The organism is Paenibacillus sp. BK720, from assembly GCF_011761545.1.
GTDB lineage: Bacteria > Bacillota > Bacilli > Paenibacillales > Paenibacillaceae > Pristimantibacillus.
Map to the genome: position 1 here is coordinate 87,985 of NZ_JAASRQ010000006.1, position 26,007 is coordinate 113,991.

Below are 26,007 nucleotides of genomic sequence, written 5' to 3' on the forward strand. Positions count from 1 at the left end.
AGTTCTTTATGAGAAAACCTCTATCGAGGCCCTTTCAAGATGAGCGACCGCGTTTAGAGGTAGGTTTTATCACCAGAAAAAATTCGGTTTCCGCTATGTTTTAGCGCTCCGACAAGGCAAACATAAGCTCGCCTTCCGCAACCACTTGGCCGTCCACTTTCGCTGTCGCTTTCCCTTTGCCGATCGGCCCTTTAAGGCGAGTGATTTCCACTTCCAGCTCAAGCGTGTCGCCCGGCTTCACCTGACCGCGGAAACGGAAACCGTCAATGCCGGCGAAGAAGCCAAGCTTGCCGCGGTTTGCTTCAACCATCAACATGGCAACGGAGCCTACTTGCGCAAGAGCCTCAACAATCAGTACGCCCGGCATAACCGGATATCCGGGGAAATGTCCCACGAAATGAGGTTCGTTCATCGTTACGTTCTTGATGCCTACGGCGCGGACGCCCGGCTCTACCTCCGTAATGCGGTCCACGAGCAGAAACGGTGGACGGTGAGGAATGATTTCTTGAATTTGGTTAATGTCGAGCATGAATATTCGCTCCTTTCACGGTTTAACAGGTATAAAATACGTTTACATTACGAAAACTAGTAGTACCCTTCATCAAACTGCAGGTTGTGAAGGTTAAGATAAGGGGGCTTGGCTGGCGGATATCGATAATCCACGGGCCAAGCCTCTTTGTGTGCCTGCTGCCTGCTCCCTATTGCTCCGGCCCGATGGTCTTGTTCGGACCCGAGCCCGGCTTGTTCAGCGCCTGGAACAAAATGATGTACACGATCGCCGTAAGGAACGAGAAGGCAATAACTGCCCACAAGTACATTGCTGCAAACGGTGCTTCTAGAAATACAAACATGATGCCGATATAAAACAACACCGTTGTCAGTTTGCCCATCCAATTCGCCGGCACGGTCTTTTTCCCTTTAAAGTGAAATACCATGCCTCCGGCTATCATTCCCAAATCGCGCAAAAAGATCGCTGCTGCCGCTGCCCACGAAATGTGGTCGGCAAGGAGTAGCGATAAGATGACGGAAACGAACATCAGCTTGTCTGCGAGCGGATCGAGCATTTGGCCGACTGTCGTTACCTGCCCTGTGCGCCGGGCAATATACCCGTCGAGTATATCCGTGAGGCCTGCTGCCACGACAACCAGAAAGGCGTAAATCATGTGTCCCTGCGCGAATATCGCGACATACACAGGGATCATTGCAAAACGCAGCGACGTTAAAAAATTCGGCAGATTCAAACGCGCACGCCCCTCTACCTTTATCCGTTTCTTCCATGCAAGGTTCCCAATCATTATACAACTACCATATGAAAATGAAAACAGCACCAACCGTCCGCGGGAAACCAAAAAAAGCTGCTCCCAGTCACCATAACACAATGACTTCCGGAAACAGCCCTTCATTAATAAATATTCATGTTCTACGTATCGGAGAAAACCAGATCGTACATATGCTGCCAGGTCTCCCAATGGAATACATCGCTGCCCGGCTGCTTGCCTACAACCGCATACCCGACATACAGACCGGTGATGAGCATAATGACCATGATGACCGGCACAATGCTTTTGCGCAAAATCCAAAATGTGATCCGCGCACCTGTGGAACGCTGCTTTTTCTCGGATTGGTCGCCGCCCACCGCTTTGCTTTTCTCCTCAACTGGCGGCTTCTCCTGATTTTTCGGCGCGCTCCGCGTCAGAACCGCCCGTTCATCCGTCATACTCTCACCCTATCTATTTGCGCAGGCTGTTGGCTAACCCCATCATGGTGTCGCTGGACGTTAAAGCTCTTGCGGCCATCTGGTAAGCACGCTGCACATTAATAAGCTCCGTCATCTCGTCACCCAGATTAACATTCGATTGCTCTAGGGCGCCTTGACGAAGCGCTATGCCATTCTCGCCGTTTGGCGTTACGTTCTGCAGTACGTCTGCCACGTTGATGCCGTCGGCTATTTCGTACAAATTGTCCGCAACCAGCGTTAAGGCCGCGGGACGGGTTGCTTGAACAAGCTTGATGGAGCCAAGCTCAATCGTGCTTCCGTCAGTAGCCACGCCTTCCGCGGTACCGTCCGGATTAACCCGAAGATGATAACCGCTTGGCACGACAAGGGGTCCCTCGCCCGCCGGCGTATTCGCAACAACCGGATATCCCTCCGGCGTTGCCAAAATCGTATCACCGTTTGCCGCAACCGTCAACTGCAGCGAGCCGTTACGGGTATAAGCGCGGTCCCCGCTTGCGTTAACCGCAACCTCGAACAAAGCGTCGCCTTCAATCGCAAGGTCGGTATCCTTTTCCGTCGTTTTGATCGTTCCCTGCTGCAAGTTCGGCTGTATCATCGCAAGCCTGGAGCCCCAGCCTTGATTGAAGTTGAGGGAAGTCAGTCTTCCGGGCTGATTGAACGCGTCCGGCTGCATCCTCGTATTATTCAGCAAATCCTCGAAAGTAGCTTCCTTACGTTTATAGCCTACCGTATTCACATTCGCAATATTATCCGCCAACATGTCCAATTTTTGCTGCAGGGCATTCATCGATACGCTGGCATTAATCATCGAGCTGTTCAATTCGTTATGCCTCCTAAAAAGAATTGCCACACAGAATGCTTAACATTGAAAACTGCTTGTGGTAATTCTCACTTCGTATGCCTGAGTTATACCCGGCCTACCTGATTCACCGCTTTATCCAAGCTTTCGTCATAGAACTGGATAACCTTCTGGTTCGCCTCGTAAGCGCGCAGCGCGGCCATCAAGTCTACCGAGGATTGCGCGGCATCAACGTTGGAGCGCTCGACGTAACCCTGCCGCACCTCAACGCGTTCACCCGCGGCAACGGGGCGGGCATCCTGGGCATCGCCGGCCAGACGGAATTTGCCGTCTCCTTCGCGAGCCAGCTCGTTGGGATTGTCGATCCGGGTCAGCAATAGCCGTCTTCCCGAATCCGCTCCCGTCTTCGCGTCAACGAAACGCTGGTCCCCCGTCAAGGTAAGGCCGTCAAGACTGACGCCGGGAGGGAACTGAATCGGGTTGCCGTCCGTCCCGAGCACATTCGATCCGTCACCGGCTACCAGGAAGCCGTCCGAGGTCAAGGTAAAGGAGCCTCCGCGCGTATAGCGGATCTCGCCGTTCTTGTCCTGCAGCGTAAAAAACGCTTGAGGCTGGAACGTGACTTCGCCGTCCGGCGATACGTATTTGCCCGAGGCATCAAAAGCCATTCCCGGCACATCGATATTGGACACAAGGGCAAAATCCGACGACTTGCCCGTCTGCGTCAGGTCTCCCTGCAAGTGAATCGCAAGGCTTTCTTCAGCAAATACGCCGGTGCTGACCTTGCCGATCTGTTTCTCGTCTTTCTGGTCCACCCCGGTCAGCGACAGGAGCATCTCCGGAAAAGAACGGGTTACCGCATAGGTCTGCTTATAACCCGGCGTATTGATATTGGTAATATTATTCGTTATCGTATCGTGTCTGCGCTGCTGCGCGGTCATACCCGCCGCAGCCGTATAAAGACCTCTTAACATGTGGCGCCTCCCCGGCCGGTCCGCTTGCGAAGCCGTGCTCTCAAAAAGTCGTAACTCTTCATATATAATATCGGCTTCGCGCAGAGCCGCCGTTATAGATCCTCTCTGTGACCTTCGACTCATTTATGCTTCGGCACGCCCCCCACAGCGCCCTACCCGCACAAAATTAGGCCCGGCTTTTTTTGCCGAGCTTGTCCAAATTATCAAGAAGAATGCCTGTCCCCTTCACGACGCAATGCATCGGGTCCTCCGCGATAAGAACAGGAACCTTAAGCTCGTCCGCAAGCAGAGCATCCAGCCCGTCCAGCAGCGCGCCGCCGCCGGTCAGAATGACGCCGCGGTCGATAATATCGGCCGACAATTCGGGCGGCGTACGCTCCAGCACCATTTTTGCCGCGGCAACAATGGACATTACCGGATCCCACAGCGCTTCGCGCACTTCCGCGGAACGAATGGTAATCGTCAGCGGCAGACCGGACACCATATCGCGTCCGCGAATGTCGATCTCGTCATGCCGTCCTTCCTCGTACACCGTACCGATCTTGATCTTAATATCCTCGCTTGTCCGCTCACCGATCAGAAGACGGTACTTATCCTTGATGTATTTCATAATCGCGGCATCGAACTTGTCCCCCGCAACTTTGATCGAGGATGAGGTCACCACGTCGCCCATCGACAGAACCGCCACGTCGGTCGTACCGCCGCCAATGTCTACAACCATGTTGCCGCTAGGCTGGAATATGTCCATCCCAGCCCCGATAGCGGCAGCCTTTGGCTCTTCCTCCAGAAATACTTCCTTCGCGCCGCTCCGTTCAGCCGCTTCGCGAATCGCTTTCTGCTCTACCGACGTAATATTGGTGGGAGCGCAGATCAGAATACGCGGACGGCTGAACCATTTGCGGCCTTCAACGCGGTCGATAAAAGCCTTAAGCATAATTTCTGTAATTTCGAAATCGGCAATTACGCCGTCGCGAAGCGGACGGATGGCAACGATGTTGCCGGGCGTACGCCCAACCATGCGGTGCGCTTCCTCGCCAACGGCGAGCACCCGTTTCGAATCGCTTTCAATCGCGACTACCGAAGGCTCGTCGAGAACAACGCCCTTCCCTTTCACATGAATGGATACGTTTGCCGTACCCAGGTCAATACCGATATCCTTGCTAAGCATAAGGCTATAGCCCTCCAACGAATAATGTAATCATCCCGTTCACGAATAGTTCCCACGACATAGGACATACTGATGTACATTATTCGCCAAAAACCACAAAATTCCTCTTATTTATGCGCACAAAAACTCGAAAATTGTTTAGCTTTTGCCAGCCGCGATAACTTCCCGTTTCTTCGTGCTGGTCTTCTTGTATTTAATCTTTGTGGCTTCTCCTCCCCTCAAATGACGGATCGACTTGTGGTACTCGAGAATGTGCTTCACCTGGTCCGCCAGGTCGGGGTTGATTTCCGGCAAACGCTCGGTCAAATCCTTGTGGACCGTACTCTTGGAAACGCCGAACTCTTTAGCGATCGTACGCACCGTATGTTTGGTTTCAACAATGCAGCGACCTATTTTAATGGTTCGTTCTTTGATGTAATCATGCACGTTCCCGCCTCCCTACTCGAGATAGTTTGGTACAGTATATGAGGGGTACGGGTATATATTCTTTATGGTCAAGCCTTAGTGACGTGTTTGGCCTAAAATTTTCATAAAAAAACGAAACAGGCAGGGGTTTCCACCCCTGCCCGTGAGACTTTAGTCTTATTTTTCTTCCGTAAGCGATTGGCCTACGATGGAAGCCGGGTTAACCGACTTGCCGTTCTCCTGCACGCTGAAGTGAAGGTGAACGCCGAGATCCTTCTCGAGATCATTGCGGCCTGCCACAGCGATCTTCGTTCCTTGCTTCACGTCGTCGCCTACAGCCACCTGGATGTCGCTAAGGCTTTGGTAAATCGTTACGAGACCGTCGCCGTGGCTGATCTCTACAACGTTGCCGTTTGTAGGATGCTTCTCAACGCGGGTTACTTTACCGGAGAGAGCAGCGAGTACGTCGAACGGTTGATCGCTTGGATCCGCAAAGTCAACGCCGGTGTGAGGAGCCAGCGTGTTATCGCCGATTTGGATAACGGCTTTCGCTTTCTCGTCGCTCGTTGCGTTTACATCATAGTAAGGGAGCACTTCATCCAGATTGTCTTTGTTTGCTACCGGCCATTCCAGTTTCTCGCCTTTTCTTTCCGCTTGGAGCGCTTGGTCATCCGGCTTCGCGGCTTCATTGCCTACAGCGGTCTCTGTTTGCTCGGAAGTCGTGGCTGAAGTTTCCTTGGTGTTGTCCGAACCCTGGTAGATCCACATTAAGGCTACGATGATTGCCGCGGCTGCCATGAACGCTGCCGGGGTTACCCATTTCTTCGACAGCAGTTTTTTAAAGCCATTGCTAGACTTAGCGGCAGATACTTCTCCTAGTACGTTTTTAGGAGATTCTTGCTTAGGTTTGTTTTGATTTTCATTCATTTGATATCACCTCACTAGCCATTGTTGCCAGAACAACTAGCTTTATACGTGAGGGGTTGCTATTTTTTGAGATTATTGAAATTTCGCCGCAAGCTTCGAAGCTTGTTCGACTTTCGTCCCCGTATAATAGTAGGTTACGATCTGCTCCGCGCTTTTCCCTTCCTCGGCCATGCCGTTGGCTCCCCACTGGCTCATGCCTACGCCATGCCCGTAGCCGAAGGTCGTTATCGCAATCTCGTCCCCTTCCAGCTTCCACGTAAACTCTGAGGAGGCAATTCCAAGCTTTTCCCGCACTTCCCGACCGGTATACGTCTTGCCGTCTATCAGAATATCGGCGATCCGGTTGCCCGCTGTCTTGTCCAATATTCGTATAGACGGCTTCTTCTTGCTCGCGAGCCCTAGTCTTGCATAAAAATCAGAGAGTTGAAGCTTTACCGTCTCCTGATAACGGGGCGAAATTTGTTTGTCCCAAGGACTTGCCACGCTTCGAAGATAGGGAAGCTCTTCCCGAAAATATTGCCCCGAGTTTTCCGTATACCCGTTGCTCGTGGAGAAAAATACCGCCTGAATCGGTTCGCCTTCATAGGTGATCACTTCCCCGCGAGTCTCGGTTACCGCCTTATTCAGCTTCGCCATTCTCGACTCCTGCTCATCCTTTGGCCAGAGACCCCGCAGCTTATCGAGCGAAATATAGATTTGATGGTCAATCGTGTCGGTGACATCCGCGCGGGAAGCCGCGCCCGTCGCCGGCATGCCGCTGTGATCCTCCAGCTCAAGCCTTCTCACTATATAAGTACGTGCGGCGATGGCCTGGGCCTTCAACGCCTCGAGGTCAAAATCGGCAGGCATTTCCCCTGCAACCACGCCCCTGACGTAAGTTTCCAGCGTAACCCGCTCCGTACGTTGCTCCTTTGTTAAATAGACCGTAATATACGTTTCCTTGGTGCCTGCTTCCGTTGCCGGCTTTTCGGACGGTGACGGCAAAGGCGCCTGCCCGAACCCGTCGGCAGACGCCTTATTGCTAGACGTTACGCCGCTGCTCTCTCCCTGGAACCGGTCAAGTACGGTACGGCTTGCTTCGGCGTTCCGGTATGCGGAAGTCGCAAGCCATACGGACATACTCATCGCGATTCCGATTCCGAAGGCTGCCCAGCATGCAACAGTCAGCCATTTGCTGCCGGGACGCCTGATCGCCCGTTTCGGTCTGCCTATTACGTATCTCATAGATCTCCTCTCCGCCTATAAGCCGCTTTAAGAGAGTGGACTCTCTTAAAGCCGGCCTTGATGGATTTATTCTATGAGCCTGATTAATAGGATAGAACCCGCGGTTCTCGTTCAAGCACGACGTATATTCTATTGTTTTTAATCATGGCGAAGCGCATCTACAGGGCGCAGACTTGCTGCCTTGTTGGCCGGCAGATAACCGAACACGACACCTACGAAGGCCGAGAAGCCAAAGGACATAAGCATCGTATTCATCGGCACCTCCGTTGGCGTTTTCATCACCTGGCCTATGATATAAGAGGCTATATTGCCGATAAGGATACCAAGAAGTCCGCCGAGACCGCTTATGACGACAGCTTCTACGAGAAACTGGAATAAGATATCTCTCTTCTTCGCTCCGAGAGATTTCCGTATGCCAATCTCCCGGGTACGCTCGGTTACGGAGACAAGCATAATATTCATAATCCCGATTCCGCCGACGACAAGCGAGATGGCCGCCACGTAAATCAACTGCCGGTTCATCGTTTCATTAACGGAGTTCAGCGTCTTCATCGCTTCTTCCTGGTTAAGAACCCGGTAGGCATTCTCGTTGCCGCGAAACTTCTCGTACAGGCTGGCCTCTACCTCGCTCACAACCGAACTCATTTGCTTGGTGTCCGTAACCTTCATATTAATCGTGGTTACGCCGCTCACCTGAAAAATTTTCTGGGCCGTCGAGATCGGAATAAGAATCTTCTCGTCATTGGAACCTGTCAGCGAGTCGCCCTTGGATTCCAGCAGGCCTACAATCGTGAAGATATAGCCGTTAATCGTAATCTTGCGCCCCACCGCATCCTCCGGATCCACTCTCTCATCCTCGAACAAATCCTGGGCGGTCTGCGTACCGATAAGAGCTACCTTCGTCTTGTTATTGATGTCGGGAGCCGCAATGTACCGGCCGTCCTGCACGCTGAAGTCTTTGACTTCCTCGTATTCCGGCGTAATGCCCTCCACGCTTACGGACACTTGAGTCCGGCCGTATTTGGCATAGCCGGTTGTGCTTGTAATAGGAGCAACCCCGCTGACGTTATTCAAATCGCCAAGCTTGAGCGCCTCGTCCACAGATAACGAGGTGACCGTGCCGCGTCCCGTAATCGTAACCGAGAGCGAATCCGGGCTGCCAAGCGTCGACACCTGGCTTGCCACTTCGTTGGATGAAGCCCTGCCCATGGCCACAAGCGCAATAACGGTCGCAACCCCAATCAGAATGCCGAGCATGGAAAGGATGGTTCTAAGCTTGTTCGATAAGACGCTTTTGACCGCCATTATGAGGCCCTGCGATATCTTCATGGCTGTCCCTCCTTTTCTGCTCCGTCAGCACCCCATCCCGGATGATTACCGTACGGCTCGCACGCTGAGCGACCTCCATGTCATGCGTAATCAACACAATGGTCTGTCCGGCACGGTTAAGCTCCTCCATCATGCCGAGCACTTCCATGCCCGTCTTGGAATCCAGCGCGCCCGTCGGCTCGTCCGCCAGCAGGAGCGGCGGATTGGTAGCGAGCGCGCGCGCAATCGCTACGCGCTGCTGCTGACCGCCGGACAGCTCGTTCTGGCGGTGACCCATTCTCTCGCCAAGTCCAACGCGCTCCAGCGCTTCCATCGCACGGCTGCGTCTTTCCTTCGCCGACAACCCCCGGTAGATGAGCGGAAGCTCGCAATTCTCGAGTGCCGTCAGCCTGGGCAGCAGATGATACCCCTGAAAGATAAACCCGATTTTTTTGTTCCGCATCTCCGTCAGCCTATTGTCGCTTTGTCCGCGCACCTCCATGCCGTCGAGCTTGTAGCTTCCTTCATTCGGTACGTCCAGACAGCCGATGATATTCATCAGCGTCGACTTGCCCGAGCCGGACGGGCCAACAATGGCCAGAAAATCGCCATGGTTAACCGTCAGCGAGATATTGTGAAGGACCGTCATTTTCTCTCCGGCCATCTTGTAATACTTGACGATCTCATTCATTTCAATTAAGGAGGATTGCCCGGTCATCGCGTACCACCGCCGCCGCCAGTTGCTCCCCGCGTCGAGGTTCTTACGTTTCCGCCTCCGCCTCCGAAGCCGCCTCCGCCAAAGCCGCCTGCCGGGAAGCTGCCGCCAAAGCCGCCTCCGAAACCGCCGAACTGCTGCTGTTGCTGCTGAGTTGCAGACGAGCCCATTCCTTGGGCGCCCGTTGCGACCGGAATAAGCACCTGATCGCCTTCGGCGAGACCGGATTTGATTTCGACGTAAGTTTCGTTGCTGATCCCCACCGTTACTTCCTTCAATTGGCCGCCAAGCGTAATGCTTTCCCTCAATTGGCTCGCCATGCCGTTTCTTCCGCCTTGGCCATTCGAGGCGCCACTTCCGCCCTGCTTGCTGCCTCCTCTGCCTCCGGCTGCGCCGGTGCCTCCTTGAGCATTGCTGCCCGGAGCAGTCCCTTGCGCCGCTCCTCCAGGTGCAGCACCTCCGCCTGAAGCCGCTCCTCCCGGAGTCGTTCCCGTTCCGCTCTGATTGCCGCCGTCTGCAGCCGCAATGTTGCGCCCCGTGCCTTGACCGCCTTCGGCCGTTGCGGCTCCGCCGCCGGCGCCTTGGAATCTGCCGCTGCCTACGCCGTTGCCGCCAGCTCCGCCCCTGCCCTGCCAGCCGCCGGCAGCCGCCGCTTCATTGCTTGTTGCGCCTTGCGCACCTTGGCTGCGCTGGCCTTGCTGTCCGGTTGTTCCGCTCGGCGCCGTACCCGAACCCGCTGCGCCTGTTCCTGTTCCGCTTCCCGTACCAGGAACGCGGACATAGGATTTGCCGCCGAATTCAACTACCGCATTAACCGGCACTAGCACGGCATCCGCGCTTTGCTCCGTTACGATATCCGCTTGGCCGGACATACCAACCATAACGCCGTCAATGTCATTCAGAAGCAAGCTTACGCTGTAGGATGCCGACCCGTTGGAAGACGTGCCCTCTTTCGCAATTTCCGATACCGTTGCCTCCAGGGTACGATCCGTAATTGCGCTAAGCGTAATTTGAGCAGTTTGTTTCAGCTTGACCTGCGGAATATCAAGCTCGTCAATGCTTGTTACAAACTCAAGATGCGTATAGTCTACTATCTCCGCGATCGTGGTGTTGGACTGCACTTCGTCGCCTACGCTGATATCGCTGGTTGTCACCTCGCCGTCAATCGGAGCGATAACCTGTTTTACTTCCTTCGCCTGATCTTCGTAGATATCCTGAAGCTGGTCGTTATAGTCATCAATCGTGGATTGAAGATCATCAATCTCGTCCTTGATGGACTTTGTCGTCTGCTCCTCGTTTTCGGTACCGATCGCTTCTTTGTATTCTTCCTGCTTGTCCGCGATCTGGTCCTTCGTTTTCGTAATATTTTTGTTGATCGATTCGATCTGATCATCGTAATTATCGTTGTCCTCGAAAGTGGCAAGCACTTGCCCTTTCTTCACTTTGTCCCCTTCTTTGAAGGAAAGAGTTGCGATGGTGCCGCTCTTGCCTGCGGTCACCGTCTCTCTCGAGTTGGCCTCTACCGAGCCCGTACCGCTAATCGAGGTTTTAATATCGCCTTTGATTGCTCTTGCCGTAACCGCTAGCGGCGTCTCGGTTGTTGCCTTATCGTCGCGCATGTAATAGTAGTAATACGCGCCCCCGCCGGCGGCAGCAAGAATAATGATGATACCAAGCCATAATGTCCACTTCTTCATTGACTGTACTCCACCCTCCATCGGTCATATCTACCGACGAATATATCACGGGAAAATGAACGGAGCATGAACAAGCCTAACGGCACATCGGCATAGGCTGATAGAGCTAATCGTGAAAGTGAACACATGCACAAAAAAAGCTGCTTCCTTAGCGAGGAAACAGCTTTTTTACTATTCTTATCCTTTATGCCCAGGTCGGCTGTACTTTCAAGACAGCAGCCTCGCGCTTGTAGGAGGTAACCGGCTCAAGCTCGGCGGCAGGCGCTGGAGCAGCGGCTACGGCAGCAACCGAAACCTCAGGCTCAACCCGTCTGATATCCGCGCCAAGAGCGGCGAGCTTGCCTGTAATGTCTACGTATCCGCGGTCTACGTGGTAAATGCCGGATACTTCCGTCTCTCCGTCTGCGCGAAGCCCCGCACAGATCAGAGCAGCGCCGGCGCGAAGATCGGTTGCGCACACTTTAGCGCCAACGAGCGGTACGTTTCCGGTCACGAATGCCGAACGGCCCTCGACCTTGATTTGCGCGCTCATCTTCTTGAACTCCTCCACATGCATGAAGCGGTTCTCGAATACCGTCTCCGTTACAACCGAGGTTCCTTCCGACACAAGCAAGAGCGCCATCATCTGGGACTGCATGTCGGTCGGGAAACCCGGATGCGGCAATGTTTTCACATCCACCGATTTGAGCGATTTAGGGGCACGGACACGAATGCCGTTATCCGATTCCGTAACTTCGACGCCCATCTCCTGAAGCTTCGAGATGACCGGCGTCAAATGGTCGCCAATCGCGTTTTCCACGAATACGTCTCCGCCCGTGATTGCAGCAGCAATCATATACGTGCCTGCTTCCACACGGTCGGGAATAACGTTATGTGTTACGCCATGCATGCAGTCAACGCCTTCGATCCGGATCTCGCCCGTACCTGCACCGCGAACCTTGGCACCCATGGCATTCAAATAATTGGCAAGATCAACGATTTCGGGCTCCTTCGCCGCGTTCTCGATCGTTGTTGTGCCTTCCGCCAAAGCGGCGGCCATCATAATATTTTCCGTTGCCCCGACGCTGGCTACATCCAGATAGATCTTCGCACCTTTAAGACGCGTCTTAGTACTTGCTTCAATGAAGCCGTGTCCAAGCGTAATCTCCGCTCCCATTGCTTCGAAGCCCTTCAGGTGCTGGTCAATTGGTCTTGTACCAATCGCGCAGCCGCCCGGAAGCGAAATACGAACCTTGCCGATTCTGGCGAGCAGCGGACCCATAACGAGGAAGGATGCGCGCATCTTGCGAACAAACTCGTATGGAGCCTCGAAGGAGGAAATCGTCCCCGCAGAAATCTGCATCGTCTCATTGTTGTAAGTAATTTTTGCGCCTAACGAAGCTAATACTTTCTGAATGGTCATTACATCGTCGAGGAGGGGAACGTCACAGATGACGCTGTCTCCTTCCGCCGCTAATAACGAGGCCGCCAAAATGGGAAGTACTGCATTTTTTGCACCGCTGACACGGACCGTTCCCGATAGACGCTGGCCTCCGCGGACGATAATTTTGGTCATCTTATAGTTCCCTCCGCGAACTGAATTTCTCCAAACATTAGTTCCATTTTTAGTATAAGAAAATGACAATTCCATGCTTTATCCAACCTTCATCTTATCATTCATTTACACAAATCGACAAGCGGTAAATTATTACCAGAAAGATCGTCAAAAAGCACTAAAAAAACCGCTAGTGCCGAGTCGAAAGCACCACCCTCCGTTGCCGTGCGGGCAGCATTTCAATCCGAATCCGGGGCTTTATATACAGTTGTTCGTAGTCTCGTGTCATTTTCATACCGTCCTGTAGTATCCATTGTTGTCTTTTTTGATCGTTGTTATTCGACAAAATACCGCAGGAGCTTCGTCCAGTTCCAATAATCGAGTATAAAACCGGCGAAGCCATGACCGATAACGACCGCCATGACAACCTGAAACATCCTTGCCTTCGGACTTCGCGGGAACTTAAAAAATACGTCCAGCTTGATCTCCTGCAGGATATACCAAACGAATACAATACTGAATAAATTAACGACGATTGAAAATAACGCGATGGTCCCGGTTGCGGTTTGCGCATCGTTCACCATTTGATCGATACCCATCTGGTTTTAATTCCCCTTCTACATCAATATGTCTGATCGATGGTTATTGTCTATATACCCGGTATAAAATCGTTGTAAACTCCGCCCGGCTTGCTTTTTTGCCCGGCTCGTATACGTTATCCTCCGTTCCGCTGATAACCCCCTTCAGCTTCAGTGCGTTCAGCATCGGCGCGGCCCAATGATCGCGCCAGACATCCTTAAACGGATTGCTCAGCGGCGCAACGGGCTTTACCTGATCCGCGTAACCGATAATCATCACCATCTCGGCTCTTGTTACCGGCTGGTCAGGACGGAAGGTTCCGTCCGGGAAACCTTTGATCCATCCCTTCTGAACCGCTCTGGCGATTGCCCCGTAAGCCCAATGATCGTAATTCAGATCCTTGAAGCGGACATCGGAAGGCATGCCGTATACGACCGGTTTATAGGCTTTGATCGCCATCGCCACCGCTTCCGCTCGGGAAATCGGGCGGTTTGGTTCGAAAGTGTAAGGACCGGTGCCGCTTACGATGCCGAGCTCGCTCATCTCCACGACGGCGTCCCTCGACCAATGGCCGGCGATATCCCGGAAGCCGGCCACGAGCGGATCGAACTTAACCTTGAATCGGTAATACTGCTTGTCGAAAGCGCCGTTGGCCGTTAGTTTTATGTAGTAAACGCCAGGCTGCATAACCTTATTCGCGGCTTGAAGCGATCCGCTTCGTCCGGTCAATTGAGTAAAGACCAGCTTCTGCTTCTTATCGTATGCTTCCAGCTTCATCATTTTGCCTGCCGGAACGCTAAACAAATTCAAGTCTACGACGCTTGTTGACGCAAGGCGGATCTGGAACCAGTCCGCATCGCTTGCGCTGCCGATTACCCCGACGTATTCCGTGCCGGAGGTCGTCATCAGCGCCTCGTAATACTTGTCGTTCGGCTCATTAGGATCCGCGTATTTCGGAACGTAGTCCATCTTCAGCGTATAGGTCCCGACGGTGGGACTCGCTTCGGAAGATATCGCATTGTGCACCCGTATATAATATTTGCCCGGCGATACGGTCAGGACGGGAGACTGCTCGGCTTCGCCTTCCCGCTCGTCGTCGTAAGACATTAGCGCTTGGCCCGCCTGCTGAACCGCAAGCTCGGGATCAATACGCACGGTATTGGTCGTCACCCGGAGACTAAGCGTGCCGCCTTGCGTAAAGGTCACCGCATACCAGTCCCTGTCGGCAAGCTGATCGAAGGAGCCGGTGATGCTCTGGCTGCGCGGCTGAAGCGTTGACGCCTCGTACGGCTTGTCGTTAGGCTCGTAGCTGTCCGGGGCCATGCGGAAGGCTGCCGTCAACAGATAAGGCAGCTTCAGGTCCATATCCTTGTTCATATATTGAATCAGAAAGGCTTGCTTGCCTTTCTTCACCGCAAAATCAACCACGCGGCTTCCCAGCTTGGTCTCCGCGGAAGCCTTCAGCGCGTCGCCGGCGTAATGCGATAAACGGACAGCCGGCGTTGCGCTGCCGCCTGGGGTCAGCTCTTCGAAATCCAGCGTAACGATGCCGTCATAGGGAGCGTCGAACGTATACCAGTCCAGATCGCTGCCGCCGGAGAGCAGGGCCGTTGCTTGTTTGCCTGCCGGCAGCGGCCTGGCGCTAGCGCGGGTGCCGTTGGGCTCGAAACGATCGGACTTCGCCGTCATCGTAACGGCTTTATCCACCTGCAGCAGACCGTAGCCGGATTTGTCGTCCAGGCCTGACGCACCGATATCCTTGGCGGACTGGCGGAGAAGCTCCCTGACCTGGTAGGGCTCAAGCGAAGGATAACGGGCCCAGACCAATGCAGCCGCTGCCGCAACCTGCGGTGCCGCCATGGACGTCCCTTCTTCTCTTTTATAGCGTCCTCCTATTGCGGTTGTATATACATTCCAGGATGCCGCAAGATCAATTTCTGGTCCGGGATTCGAACGGGGATCCGGCGTATTGTCCGGCTTCACTCCGCTGACGCCAAGGACGGTCGGATAAGCAGCGGGGTATTTGACCTGCGCTTTATCTCCGTGGGTCAACCCGTCGTTGCCGGCGGCTGCGACAAGCAGCACGCCTTTGCTTTCGGCGTAATTGACGATGTCCAGCATATAAGGCGAGTAACGGTTAAGGCCGACCGACATGACAACAATCCGGGCACCGTTGCGGACCGCGTATAGGATGCCCTCCCCGAGATCGCGTTCCGTGCCGTCTCCCTGGGAGTCAAGCGCTTTAATCGGCATCAGCTTGGCACCCCATAGAATGCCGCTTATCCCTAAGCCGTTATTGCCCGCTGCCGCGATAACGCCAGCCACCGCGGTTCCGTGGCCGTTATCGTCATCCGGCGGTTTGTTCGGTTGCACAAAGTTGGTGCCCGGCACCAGATTTCTCTTCAGGTCCGGGTGATCCAGATCGATCCCCGTATCGACAATCGCAATCGTCAGATCGGTCTGCGTCCGCACGGTTTTCCAGGCTTCCGGCGCGCCGATCTGTTTCAGGTAGGTCTGCTTGCCGATTTCAGGATCATCCGCCGCGGCAGACTCCGCGGCGAGGACGTGCACCCGCTCATTCGGGTGCACGTATTCCACGCCCGGCTCGCTTAGCAGCCGGGCGGTCCAGTCGCTGGCGTCCGCCCCGCTGTCCGCGGGCTGGACGAGCCAGACCTCCGCCGCCTCGCTGCTCTGGCGGCGGAGCACACGCGTCCCGCGCAGCTCATGCGCCTGCGCGGGTTCGCGCCATTTGAGGAGCCAGCTTTGCGGCTCCTCTTTTGCCCCGGCGGGGGCGCCGGCGGCGGCTTTGCCCGCCGCAGCGGCCCCAGCCGGGGCAAGGCCTGCAGGGGCGGCGGGCATTGCCGCCCCGCAGGCGAGAATCCCCGCGAGGAGAAGCGCGGGGAGGGATCTTTTCAATACGCTGCCGAGAGCATCTCTTCTCATCTGTTTCTGCCTTTATCGGTATATTTGTCTCCGTCTCAAATTATACGCATGCTCTTGCCACACGTTTCTCTATTGACCGTTTAATAGTCTCTATTTATCTTCTAGTACCATTCGATTTCCGGTCCCCGTTCTCCTGTCTCTAGCAAAAGATAATTACCTGTAAAGAGACTGATAAAATGATTCATTCCTCGGCAAGCATGATCTCGGCGTTCCACTCTTAAACTCGCATTTTCGGCGAACCGCCACATTACCTCTTACTCTATTCTACTTAAGGTCCCTGAGGGACCTTAACCCCTACAACCCCACGCCTTCCTGCACCATTTCCGCCTCTTCAACTTCACTTAAGGTCCCTGAGGGACCTTAACCCTCCAACCCCACGCCTTTCCGCATCATTCCCGCCTCTCCAGCTTTACTTAAGGTCCCTGAGGGACCTTAACCCTCAACTAACTAGCTGCTTCTTGCCTCTTAAGGTCCCTCAGGGACCTTAATCCCTCTAGCCCACGCCTTTCCGCATCATTCCCGCCTCTTCCGCCAAGGGACCTTAACTCCCTACTAAGCTGCTCCGCCCCCTGCCTCTTAAAGTCCTTTGGGGACCTTGTCCCTTTGAGATAGGTCCCTTGGGGCCTTGCCTTTGAGATAAGGCTCGGCCAAGGTCTTATCTCTCTCAACTCCCCATCTGCCAGCTCGATAAAAGACCCGTAGGGTCTTATTCCACTCGAGCATGCCGCTTCATAAGCGAAGAGCCCAGTTTCATAACCGCCAGCTGCGGAGCAACAGCTCAACGCAAAAAAAGCCCAGCGGCACTCCAGCCGCTGGGCCCCTCATTGCTATTTCACAAACAAATCCGCCTGAATCGTAAACACTGCGTCTATCCATTTCATCAACGGACCCGGCAATACGCCAAGGGCAACCGTTGCAGCCGCGCAGATCCAGATGACGACTCCCGTGACGGCCGGCACATGAACCGGCTCCTCTTCCTCGCCGTTCGACCGCATGAACATCTGGCGGATAATTCCGAAGTAGAAGTAGTAGGAAACGACGGTGCTGACCGCCATGATGGCAACCAGCCAGTAAGCCTTTACGCTGGCCGCTCCGAGCAGGATGAACAGCTTGCCGAAAAATCCGGCCGTCACCGGCAAGCCCGACAGCGACAGAATAAAGATCAGCATAGCCGCGGCTGTCCACGGCGCCCGGTAATAGAGGCCCGAGAAGCCTTTCAGCTCTTCATGCCCCGCAGCGCTCGCGATAACCGTTACAACGGCAAATGCCCCTACGTTCATGAGCAGGTAAGCTACCAGATAAAACACAAACTCCGAAAAGTTATTGCTGTGGATGATCGTCACCGAAATCGCAATCGGAACAAGCAAGTACCCGGCATTCGCTACGCCGGATAAGGCCAGCAGCCGTTTCACCTGCTTTTGCCGGAGAGCGGAGAACGTGCCGGCTATCATCGCGGCAGCGGCAATGACCAGCAGGGCGAAGAAGACATCGTCACCCGCTTGCTTCCCGGGACCGCCCGAGAGGAAGAACGCGCTGCTGTACAAGAAGCGGAATACCGCCGCAAGCGCTGCACCCTTCGCAATAACCGCCAGGAAAGCCGAAACCGGCGTAGGCGCCCCTTGATACACATCCGCTGCCCAGACATGGAACGGAGCGGCTGCGATTTTGATTCCGAAGCCCGCAATCAGGAAGAAGAACCCGACGTAGACCAACGCCTTATAATCCGCGAAGGCCTGCGGCAGCGCCGTCGGGAAATCCGCCAGGCTTACCGAGCCGGTCACGCCGTAAAGATAGGACATCCCGAACAGGACAAAGGCCGAGGCGATTCCGCCCGTAACCACGTACTTGAAAGCTGCCTCGGCCGATAGCGACGAACGCTTCCGCAAGCCGACAAGCACATAAGTCGTAATGCTGAGCAGCTCAAGCCCTATGTACAAGGTCACGAGATTGCCGGAGGAGGCCATAATCATGGCCCCAGCCGCCGCGGGAAGCAGCAAATAGTAGAATTCGGCTTTGTCCGTTACCGCGTCGTCCCTTTGCGTGGCGCCAAGTCCCAACAGTACCACCAATGACGTTCCGATCAGAAAAACAATCTTTAACAGATTGCCGAAATCATCTACCCGATAGCTGGCTCCGAGAAGCGATATGGCCTGACCGGCTTCCGCTGCCTCCGCAGCCGATACGCCGGACGGATTCATATCGATCACCCGCCAGATGACGGCTGCAAGCGACAGCAGCAAGCCCGCCAAGGACAACCAGCCGATAACCGCGCGGTTCGTCCGACCTGGAAGAATCAAGTCCGTTACGATAAGGATAAGGAACATTGCCGCAAGGATAAGCTCCGGAGCGAGATACAGCGTATCCTGCCATGTCAGCGGTATAAATTCGGTCATCGCTTATCCCCCCATCCTTAACGAAAATAACGGCTTGAACAGACCGTCAACGCTGTATTGGAACGTATCCGTCAGCACGGACGGATAACAGCCCAGCAGCAGGATAAACGCCAGCAGCACAATCATCGGCAGGGCTTCGATCAACCTTGCGTCTTTGACCGCGAGATACCGCTCTTCAATAGGGCCAAAGGTTGTTTTGAGCACAGCCCTCAGGATATATACGGCGGTCAGAATAACGCCGATGACCGAGAAGCCGGCAATCCAAGGCTGGCTGTCGAACAGCCCAAGCAGCGACAGGAACTCGCCTACAAAGCCCGACAGACCCGGCAGGCCCAAGGAGGCAAGACCTCCGGCTAACAGGATACCCGAGATAAACGGCATCGACCGTGCCAGCCCGCCAAGCTCGGATAAGGTTGTCGTCTTCGTTCTCTCGTATAGGCTGCCGACAATCAGGAAGAGGAGCGCTGAGATCAATCCATGCGAGACAAGCTGGAACATCGCCCCCTGCAGGCCAATCTCGTTAAAAGCCGCAAGGCCTAGCAGAACGATCCCCATATGGCTGATCGAGGAATACGCCAGAACCAGCTTGAAATCCGTCTGCCGGAAAGCGACAAGCGCCCCGTACAGGAGATTGGCGAGACCAAGAGAAGCCAGCACGACCGCCCAATCCTTCGCCTGCTCGGGGAATAGCACAATGCCGAACCGGATAAGTCCGTATGCCCCCATCTTGAGCAGTACGCCGGAGTGAATCATGACGATTGCCGGATGCGCCTCGCTGTGAACCTTGAGCATCCAGGTGTGGAACGGCAGAATCGGGAGCTTGATGCCAAACGCCACCACCAGCAGGAGGAAAATAACCGTGTGCATCGAAGCCGACATATGGAACGGGTTCATCCCGCCCGCCTGATCCGGAGCAAGGTTCACCCATGCCGAAGGATCGGACAAATTGCGGAGAATATCCGCGTAACTGCCACTGTAAATAAAGGATGACGTATCTTGATCGATATGAAAGCCGGCCGTATTAACGAGAAGAATAAAGGCAATAAGCATGATAGCCGATCCAAGGCCGTTATAGATAACGAATTGATTCGCGGCCCGCTCCCGGTTGAAGTAACCCCAGATGCCGATCAGGAAGTACATCGCGATAAGCGTAATTTCGAAGAAAATAAAGAACAGGAATAAATCCCGCGCCATAAATACGCCAAGCACGCCCGTCTCCAGGAGCAGGAACCAGGCATAGAACGCCTTCCATCGCTTTTTTACATGAACGGAAGCAAAAGCCGCCATCGCCGTGATCAGCGCCGTAAGAATAACAAGCGGCAAGGACAACCCGTCGATGCCCACGTCATACTGGAACGAAAGCGTATAGCTCGTTACCCCGTTCGAGGCTTGCGTCTCTTTGTTTAACGGAACCTCTACCCATGCAGCCGTCTCCTCAAAGTTGTTGCCGCCCTGATGCTTGTCGTAATCGGCATATAACAGAAGCGACAGCAGCAGCGGGATCAACGTGAACACGATAGCTGCGGTTTGCAGCCACCGGTTACGGTGCTTCGGCAGCAGAAGAACAACCAGAAGCCCGATAAGCGGGGCTGCGAGAATAATCGATAGAATCGGAAGATCGGTCAGGTCCGCCATTTACCAAAACCTCCTTCCAACAATTGCGGCGATAATTATGATAAGACCAATAACGGCGGTCAAGCCGTACGTTTGCGTCTGGCCGTTGTTCAGCCTGGTCAGCGCCCGTCCGCCCGCTCCGGCGGTAAAACCAACCAGCCGGACTGCGCCGCCGACCACGTATTCGTCAAAAGCATTCAAGCCTTTTCCCAAGGCGCGTACCGATTTGACAATGACGGCGTTGTAAAATTCGTTAACGTAATATTGCCGCTTCAGCAGATTAACGAGCCACGGCATTTTGGATGCTGTCGCGCCGCGCTCGATGCTGCCTTTCCCGTACATGAGCCAGCCTACATAAATGCCAAGTACCCCGACGGCTATGGAAGCAACAATCGCAGCGCCGCTTGCATGAGCCTCCTCCGCCCCGTCCGTCAGCCAGCTGCCCAGCCAACCGTTCCAAGGCGTGTCGATAAAGCCCGCTCCAATCGAAATAACGGCCAGCACCACCAGCGGTATCGTCATTACCTTTGAGGATTCCTTTACCTCGGCCTGCTGCTGATGACGGGATTTGCCCATAAAAACGATAAAGTATAACCGCGACATATAGAGAGCCGTACAAAAGGCCGCCGCCAGCCCGACGGCAAACAGGAACGGATTTTCGTCGAGCGCGGATGCCAGAATCGCATCCTTGGACCAGAAGCCCGAGAACGGCGGGATGCCGGATAAGGACAACGCCCCAATCGCAAAGGTCCATGCCGTGATTCGCATTTTGGAGCCAAGGCCGCCCATCTCGTGTATGTTCTGGGTATGTACCGCATGAATCACGCTGCCGGCCGCGAGGAACAATAGCGCCTTGAAGAAAGCATGCGTGAACAGGTGGAAAATACCGCCCGTCATCGAGCCAAGCCCCATCGCCATAACCATGTAGCCGAGCTGGCTGATGGTTGAGTAGGCTAGAATCCGTTTAATGTCGTTTTGCGCGAGCGCTACGGTTGCGGCGAAGATCGCCGTAAATCCTCCGAAGTAAGCGACCGTATGCATCGCGGCCGCGGAAGCCTCGAAGATATCAAACGTTCTCGCGAGGAGAAATACGCCGGCCGCCACCATCGTCGCCGCATGGATCAAGGCGCTGATCGGCGTTGGCCCCTCCATCGCGTCCGGAAGCCACACATGCAGCGGGAATTGGCCTGACTTGCCGATAACCCCCATGAACAGAAGCAGAGCAATCGAGGTTGTTATGGTCATCGTAATCGTGCCGGACTGCCCTTCGGTAAACACGTTATGTATACTGCTGAAATCAAGCGCATGGCCCGGCATATACCAGAACAGCACGATAATGCCAAGCAGCAGCCCCGCGTCGCCGATTCTGGTCACGATAAACGCTTTTTTCGCCGCTGCCCGGGCTGCCGGCTTCGCATACCAGAAGCCAACCAGCAGGAAGGAGCAGACGCCAACAAGCTCCCAGAACATATAGAAAACCAGCATATTGTCGGACAGCACCAGCCCCAGCATCGCAAAGGTAAAGAGCGCGACATAGCCGTAGAAGACGGTGATCCGTTCATCCTTTTTCATATAGCCGGCCGAATACACGTTTACGAGGAAGCTGACTACCGTCACGATAACCAGCATAAGAGCATTCAGATTCGTGATTTCGAAACCGATCTTGAGCGTATACTCGCCAAGACCAATCCATTTGTAGCTGTCGCCGCTGTAATCAACCGCGTCTGGCCCTAGTCTCTCGATAAAAACAAGCAGGGACATGACCAGCGACGCAAGCGAGCCAATCGAACCGATCAGCACGCCCGCAATCCGGTAGCTCCTGCCGAGGGCCGTCAGCAGAAGAAAGGCGGCAAACGGGAAGAGCGGAATGAGCCACGCTGCTTTCGTTAATTGATCCACGGGTCACATCACCTCTTCATCTCGTCGAATTCATCCACGTGAACGGTACCTCTCGCGCGGAACAGGGCGATCAGCACCGCCACCCCAACGGCAGCCTCCGCTGCCGCCACCGTAATAGTGAACAAAGCGAATACTTGGCCGGTTAGGGACGGAACAACCCCGTATTTGGAGAACGCGACCAAATTCAAATTGACCGCATTCAGCATAAGTTCAATCGATAACAGAACAATTACGGCATTCCGTTTCACCAGGGCTCCGTACAGCCCGATGCAAAACAGGATCGCAGCCATCGTCAGATAGGATGGAAGCATGTTAATCCGCCCCCTTTTTCGCAATAGCAATCGCCCCGATAAAGGCAACCGTCAGCAGCACGGACAACAGCTCGAACGGCACGACGTATCCCGTATACAGCAGCTGGCCAATGCTCGACGTATTATCCCCCGCCGCCTGCAGCGGCTGGGCATCGGGAAAATCCGTCGTCCGTATGGCATAGAACAGGATCCCGAACAAGCAAAGCGCAGCTATAGCGGCAAGCGTCTCATGGAGAGGCTTGACCGGATCGGCCTGTTTATTCTGATGATTGGTCATCATAATGCCGAATATCATCAGAATGGACACGGCCCCCGCATAGATCAGCACATGGACAAAAGCCACGAACTCCGCGTCCAGCAGGACAAACATGCCGGCCAGGCCCAAAAACACAGCAGCCATGGAGATGACCATATGCACGACCTTCTGAAGGCTGACCATAAGGACGGCTCCGATGATCATAATCGCCGAGAAGATAAAAAAAGCGGCGAACTCGCCATTAAAATCAATGTTGAACAACTTATTTGGCGCCTCCTTTCGCAGGAGCTCCGATGTTGTTGTTATCCTGACGGACCAGCGTGTTATTGTCGGTCAGCCACTCGACATCCTTGAACAGATCATCCCGGCTGTACGCGGACAGCTCGAAATGATTGGTCATCACAATCGCTTCCGTCGGGCAAACCTCGGTGCATAAATCGCATAAGATGCATATTTCGAAATTGATGTCAAACGTGTCGATGACCTTGCCCTTTTTGGCCGGATCGGGGTTCGGCTTGCCCGTCAGCGTGATGCAGTCGGTCGGACAGATTCTTGCGCACTGGTTGCAGACGATACAGAGGTCCGGAATAAAATGCTGAATGCCGCGAAACCGGTCCGGCATAAGAATCGGCTCGTCGGGATAAGAAGTCGTCACTTTTTTCGATACCATTGATTTGAGCGTCACGCCAAGCCCTTGCACAAGTCCATTCATGGCTAGATCCTCCTAAAAAGAATTGCGAAGCAACCCTTTATTTTACGAACAGCTCCAGATAACCCGCCGTCAGAAATACGTTCAGCAGCGATACCGGCAGCAGCACCTTCCAGCCCAGCCCCATCAGCTGATCAACCCGGATACGCGGGAAGCTCGCCCGGATCCAGAATAAGAAGAACACGATAAACGCGAATTTGAGCAGGAACCAGATGATTCCCGGCACAAAATCAAGAAACGGCGCCGGCGCGTGCCACCCGCCGAGGAACAGCACGGTCGTCAAAGCCGCAATCGCATAGACGTAGACATACTCCGACAGCATAAAGAACGCAAAACGGAAGCCGCTGTATTCCACATGATAGCCGGCTACAAGCTCCGACTCGGCCTCGGGGAGGTCAAACGGCGTACGGTTCAGCTCGGATACCGCCGCAATCATGAACACAACAAAGCCGATAATTTGCGGAATGAAGTTCCAGTCCCAGAACCACCCGCCGGACTGCGCCGCCACGATATCCCTCAGATTAAGACTGCCGCTGAGCAGGATGACGCCAACGACGGAGATCACGAGCGGAACCTCGTAGCTGATCATTTGCGCTGCCGAGCGCATGCCGCCAAGAAGCGCGTATTTATTGTTCGAAGCCCAGCCCCCAAGCACAATGGCCAGGGTCGAGATGCCCGATAAGGCGGCGTAATAGAGCAAGCCGACGTTCAGATCGGCAAAATATAGCTTTTCCGTATAAGGGATGACCGCGAGCACCGTAAAAGCCGGCACGTAGCAAAGTATGGGGGCAAGAATAAACAGGAGGCGGTCGGCTTTGCGCGGAATCGTGTCTTCCTTAATGAGAAGCTTGAATATATCGGCCACCGTCTGCAGAAGGCCTAGCGGACCAACCCGGTTCGGGCCGATCCGAAGCTGCATCCACCCGATAACCTTCCGTTCGAAATAAATCGCGTAGGTAACAAAGCCCAGCACAACGAACAGAAACACCGCGCCCCATAGAAAAATAATAACCGCATTGCCCCAGGTCATCGAGTCATGCAGCCATGCACCCATCAGCAATCAACCTCCCCGACTACAATGTCGACGCCGCCGAGGATCGTAATCAGGTTCGTCATCGTCTCTCCCACCAGCAGCTTGGGCAAAATCTGCAGATTCACAAAGGACGGCCGCCGGAACTTCAGGCGGTAAGGCTCTGCTTTTCCTTTCGAGACGATATGACAGCCGATCTCCCCGCGGGGTGATTCAATACGGACATACACTTCTCCCGCCGGAGGACGGATAACGCGGGGTACCTTGCCCATCGTCTCTCCGCCGGACGGCATTTGCTCAAGCGCTTGCTCGAGAATGCGGAGGCTCTGCTTAATCTCCTCCAGCCGGATGACGTAACGATCGTAGCAATCTCCGTTTTTGCCAAGCGGCACATCGAATTCGAAGCGGTTATACAAACTGTACGGCTCCGCTTTGCGCAAATCCCAGTCTACGCCGGTACAGCGCAGGTTGGCGCCGGACAGACCATAGTCGATCGCCGTTTCCGCGTCATATCGTCCAATGCCTTTGATCCGGGCGAGGAAAATCTCGTTGCCGCTTACCAGCTTGTCGTATTCCCGCAGCTTGCCGTGCATGTACGGAATGAAATCCCGCACTTTATCCAGCCAGCCCGGCGGCGCATCCCATTTCACTCCGCCAACCCTCATATAATTGTAAGTCAAACGGGCTCCGCACAGTTCATTAAATAAATTAATAATGATCTCGCGATCACGGAAGGCGTACAGGAACGGGCTCATCGCCCCGATGTCGAGCAGATAAGTGCCCCACCAGACAAGGTGGCTCGCAACCCGCTGCAGCTCCATGACAATAAGTCGCATAAACTCCGCGCGCTCCGGGACTTCAAGCCCCATCATCGTCTCGACGGCATGAACCAGCACATAGTTATTGGTCATAGCAGACACATAATCCATCCGGTCGGTATAAGGAATAATTTGCGTATAATTCAATTGCTCGGCCAGCTTCTCGGTACCGCGGTGCAAATACCCCATTACCGGGGTTGCTTCCGTGATGACTTCGCCGTCGAGTTTGACAACGATACGGAATACGCCATGCGTGCTGGGATGCTGGGGACCGACATTTAATAGAAGTTCTTCGGTACGAATCACGCTGCAGCTACACCTCCGAATCGAGCGGCTCATAATCTTTGCGCAGCGGATGGCCGACCCAGTCGTCGGACATCATAATGCGGCGCAGATCTGGATGGCCCGGGAATGTTACTCCTAACAGATCATAGATTTCGCGTTCGTTCCAATTCGCGGTGGCCCAGACGGGCGTCACCGAAGCGATGGCAGGGTCGCTGCGGTCCGCCTTCACCTTTACCGCCAGCTCGCGCCGGCTTTCGAGATGAACCAGGTGATAGACAACCTCCAGATGCGTCTCGTAATCGACGCCGGAGACATTCCGCAAATAGGTAAAATGAAGCTCTTCATGCCGCTTCAGCAGCTCGGCCGTCGCAGCCCAATGCTCATTCTTCACGATAATCGTCGGCATATGCCGGCTCATCTCGTTAATATAAGCATCCTCCAGCGCCTCTTCATGCACGAGGCTGCGAATCAGTCTCGCTGCCGCATCCAGCTCCGGCTGCTTCGGCGACGGCTCCGGCGGTGGCGCCGGCTCAGCCGTATCCGGCGCTGCTCCGCCCGCATTCGCGGCTTCCTTCGCCGCCGCTCTCACCGCGCGGGCTTCCGCCGCCGCCTTCAGCTTCGCTTCCCGCTCCGCATCCGCCGCGCCCTCCGGCGCCGCTCCGCCCGCATTCGCGGCTTCCG

Annotated in this window: 24 protein-coding genes; all 24 read right to left on the reverse strand. The window is 54.6% G+C overall.

Annotated features, from left to right (window positions below):
• Positions 1-100: 100 nt before the first annotated feature.
• On the reverse strand, positions 101-529 hold the full coding sequence (fabZ, locus tag FHT67_RS22120) for a 3-hydroxyacyl-ACP dehydratase FabZ (protein ID WP_015847330.1): 429 nt from the start codon (positions 527-529) through the stop codon (positions 101-103).
• A 169-nt stretch (positions 530-698) separates the two neighbouring features.
• The gene (locus FHT67_RS22125) at positions 699-1,241 is read right to left on the reverse strand and encodes a CDP-alcohol phosphatidyltransferase family protein (protein ID WP_207918158.1); all 543 of its coding nucleotides are present in this window, start codon (positions 1,239-1,241) and stop codon (positions 699-701) included.
• Positions 1,242-1,420: 179 nt separating this feature from the next.
• Positions 1,421-1,717 carry a DNA-directed RNA polymerase subunit beta gene (locus FHT67_RS22130; protein ID WP_132308826.1) on the reverse strand — a complete coding sequence of 99 codons (297 nt, stop codon included), beginning with the start codon at positions 1,715-1,717 and terminating at the stop codon, positions 1,421-1,423.
• A gap of 13 nt (positions 1,718-1,730) precedes the next feature.
• Positions 1,731-2,558 (reverse strand): flagellar hook-basal body protein, encoded by an 828-nt coding sequence (locus tag FHT67_RS22135; RefSeq protein WP_167201366.1) that lies wholly within the window; start codon positions 2,556-2,558, stop codon positions 1,731-1,733.
• Between the two features lie 86 nt (positions 2,559-2,644).
• A complete protein-coding gene (locus FHT67_RS22140) occupies positions 2,645-3,511 on the reverse strand; it encodes a flagellar hook-basal body protein (protein WP_132308822.1) in 867 nt (288 codons plus the stop codon).
• A gap of 166 nt (positions 3,512-3,677) precedes the next feature.
• Positions 3,678-4,679 carry a rod shape-determining protein MreB gene (mreB, locus tag FHT67_RS22145; RefSeq protein WP_132308820.1) on the reverse strand — a complete coding sequence of 334 codons (1,002 nt, stop codon included), beginning with the start codon at positions 4,677-4,679 and terminating at the stop codon, positions 3,678-3,680.
• Positions 4,680-4,817: 138 nt separating this feature from the next.
• On the reverse strand, positions 4,818-5,105 hold the full coding sequence (gene spoIIID, locus FHT67_RS22150) for a sporulation transcriptional regulator SpoIIID (RefSeq protein WP_015847336.1): 288 nt from the start codon (positions 5,103-5,105) through the stop codon (positions 4,818-4,820).
• A 156-nt stretch (positions 5,106-5,261) separates the two neighbouring features.
• Positions 5,262-6,011, reverse strand: coding sequence for a M23 family metallopeptidase (locus FHT67_RS22155; RefSeq protein ID WP_132308818.1), 750 nt, complete (start codon positions 6,009-6,011; stop codon positions 5,262-5,264).
• A 72-nt stretch (positions 6,012-6,083) separates the two neighbouring features.
• Positions 6,084-7,235, reverse strand: a complete 1,152-nt coding sequence (gene spoIID, locus FHT67_RS22160; protein ID WP_167201367.1) for a stage II sporulation protein D — start codon at positions 7,233-7,235, stop codon at positions 6,084-6,086.
• Positions 7,236-7,373: 138 nt separating this feature from the next.
• Positions 7,374-8,564: an ABC transporter permease gene (locus tag FHT67_RS22165; protein WP_132308814.1), complete on the reverse strand. Its 1,191-nt coding sequence runs from the start codon at positions 8,562-8,564 to the stop codon at positions 7,374-7,376.
• A complete protein-coding gene (locus tag FHT67_RS22170; protein ID WP_132308812.1) occupies positions 8,506-9,261 on the reverse strand; it encodes an ABC transporter ATP-binding protein in 756 nt (251 codons plus the stop codon). Before FHT67_RS22170 ends, FHT67_RS22165 begins: the two co-directional genes overlap by 59 nt.
• Positions 9,258-10,955, reverse strand: a complete 1,698-nt coding sequence (locus tag FHT67_RS22175; protein WP_167201368.1) for an efflux RND transporter periplasmic adaptor subunit — start codon at positions 10,953-10,955, stop codon at positions 9,258-9,260. The genes FHT67_RS22170 and FHT67_RS22175 overlap by 4 nt, the downstream gene beginning before the upstream one ends.
• A gap of 184 nt (positions 10,956-11,139) precedes the next feature.
• A complete protein-coding gene (gene murA / locus FHT67_RS22180; protein WP_132308808.1) occupies positions 11,140-12,510 on the reverse strand; it encodes a UDP-N-acetylglucosamine 1-carboxyvinyltransferase in 1,371 nt (456 codons plus the stop codon).
• Between the two features lie 314 nt (positions 12,511-12,824).
• Complete coding sequence (locus tag FHT67_RS22185) at positions 12,825-13,088, reverse strand: DUF1146 domain-containing protein (RefSeq protein ID WP_132308806.1); 264 nt, start codon at positions 13,086-13,088, stop codon at positions 12,825-12,827.
• A gap of 43 nt (positions 13,089-13,131) precedes the next feature.
• Positions 13,132-16,011 carry a S8 family serine peptidase gene (locus tag FHT67_RS22190; protein WP_167201369.1) on the reverse strand — a complete coding sequence of 960 codons (2,880 nt, stop codon included), beginning with the start codon at positions 16,009-16,011 and terminating at the stop codon, positions 13,132-13,134.
• Positions 16,012-16,838: 827 nt separating this feature from the next.
• Positions 16,839-18,404 (reverse strand): NADH-quinone oxidoreductase subunit N, encoded by a 1,566-nt coding sequence (locus tag FHT67_RS22195; RefSeq protein WP_167201370.1) that lies wholly within the window; start codon positions 18,402-18,404, stop codon positions 16,839-16,841.
• Between the two features lie 3 nt (positions 18,405-18,407).
• On the reverse strand, positions 18,408-20,039 hold the full coding sequence (locus tag FHT67_RS22200) for a complex I subunit 4 family protein (RefSeq protein ID WP_167201371.1): 1,632 nt from the start codon (positions 20,037-20,039) through the stop codon (positions 18,408-18,410).
• Positions 20,040-21,917 carry an NADH-quinone oxidoreductase subunit L gene (gene nuoL, locus FHT67_RS22205; RefSeq protein ID WP_167201372.1) on the reverse strand — a complete coding sequence of 626 codons (1,878 nt, stop codon included), beginning with the start codon at positions 21,915-21,917 and terminating at the stop codon, positions 20,040-20,042.
• Between the two features lie 8 nt (positions 21,918-21,925).
• Positions 21,926-22,228 (reverse strand): NADH-quinone oxidoreductase subunit NuoK, encoded by a 303-nt coding sequence (gene nuoK / locus FHT67_RS22210; protein WP_132308796.1) that lies wholly within the window; start codon positions 22,226-22,228, stop codon positions 21,926-21,928.
• Position 22,229: 1 nt separating this feature from the next.
• Positions 22,230-22,745, reverse strand: a complete 516-nt coding sequence (locus FHT67_RS22215) for an NADH-quinone oxidoreductase subunit J (RefSeq protein WP_167201373.1) — start codon at positions 22,743-22,745, stop codon at positions 22,230-22,232.
• Between the two features lies 1 nt (position 22,746).
• Positions 22,747-23,196 carry an NADH-quinone oxidoreductase subunit NuoI gene (gene nuoI / locus FHT67_RS22220; protein ID WP_132308792.1) on the reverse strand — a complete coding sequence of 150 codons (450 nt, stop codon included), beginning with the start codon at positions 23,194-23,196 and terminating at the stop codon, positions 22,747-22,749.
• A 37-nt stretch (positions 23,197-23,233) separates the two neighbouring features.
• Complete coding sequence (gene nuoH / locus FHT67_RS22225) at positions 23,234-24,247, reverse strand: NADH-quinone oxidoreductase subunit NuoH (protein WP_132308790.1); 1,014 nt, start codon at positions 24,245-24,247, stop codon at positions 23,234-23,236.
• Positions 24,247-25,347, reverse strand: a complete 1,101-nt coding sequence (locus tag FHT67_RS22230) for an NADH-quinone oxidoreductase subunit D (RefSeq protein ID WP_132308788.1) — start codon at positions 25,345-25,347, stop codon at positions 24,247-24,249. Before FHT67_RS22230 ends, nuoH begins: the two co-directional genes overlap by 1 nt.
• A 7-nt stretch (positions 25,348-25,354) precedes the next feature.
• Positions 25,355-26,007 (reverse strand): NADH-quinone oxidoreductase subunit C (locus tag FHT67_RS29745; RefSeq protein WP_243867409.1); only part of this gene is annotated, 653 nt, incomplete at its 5' end.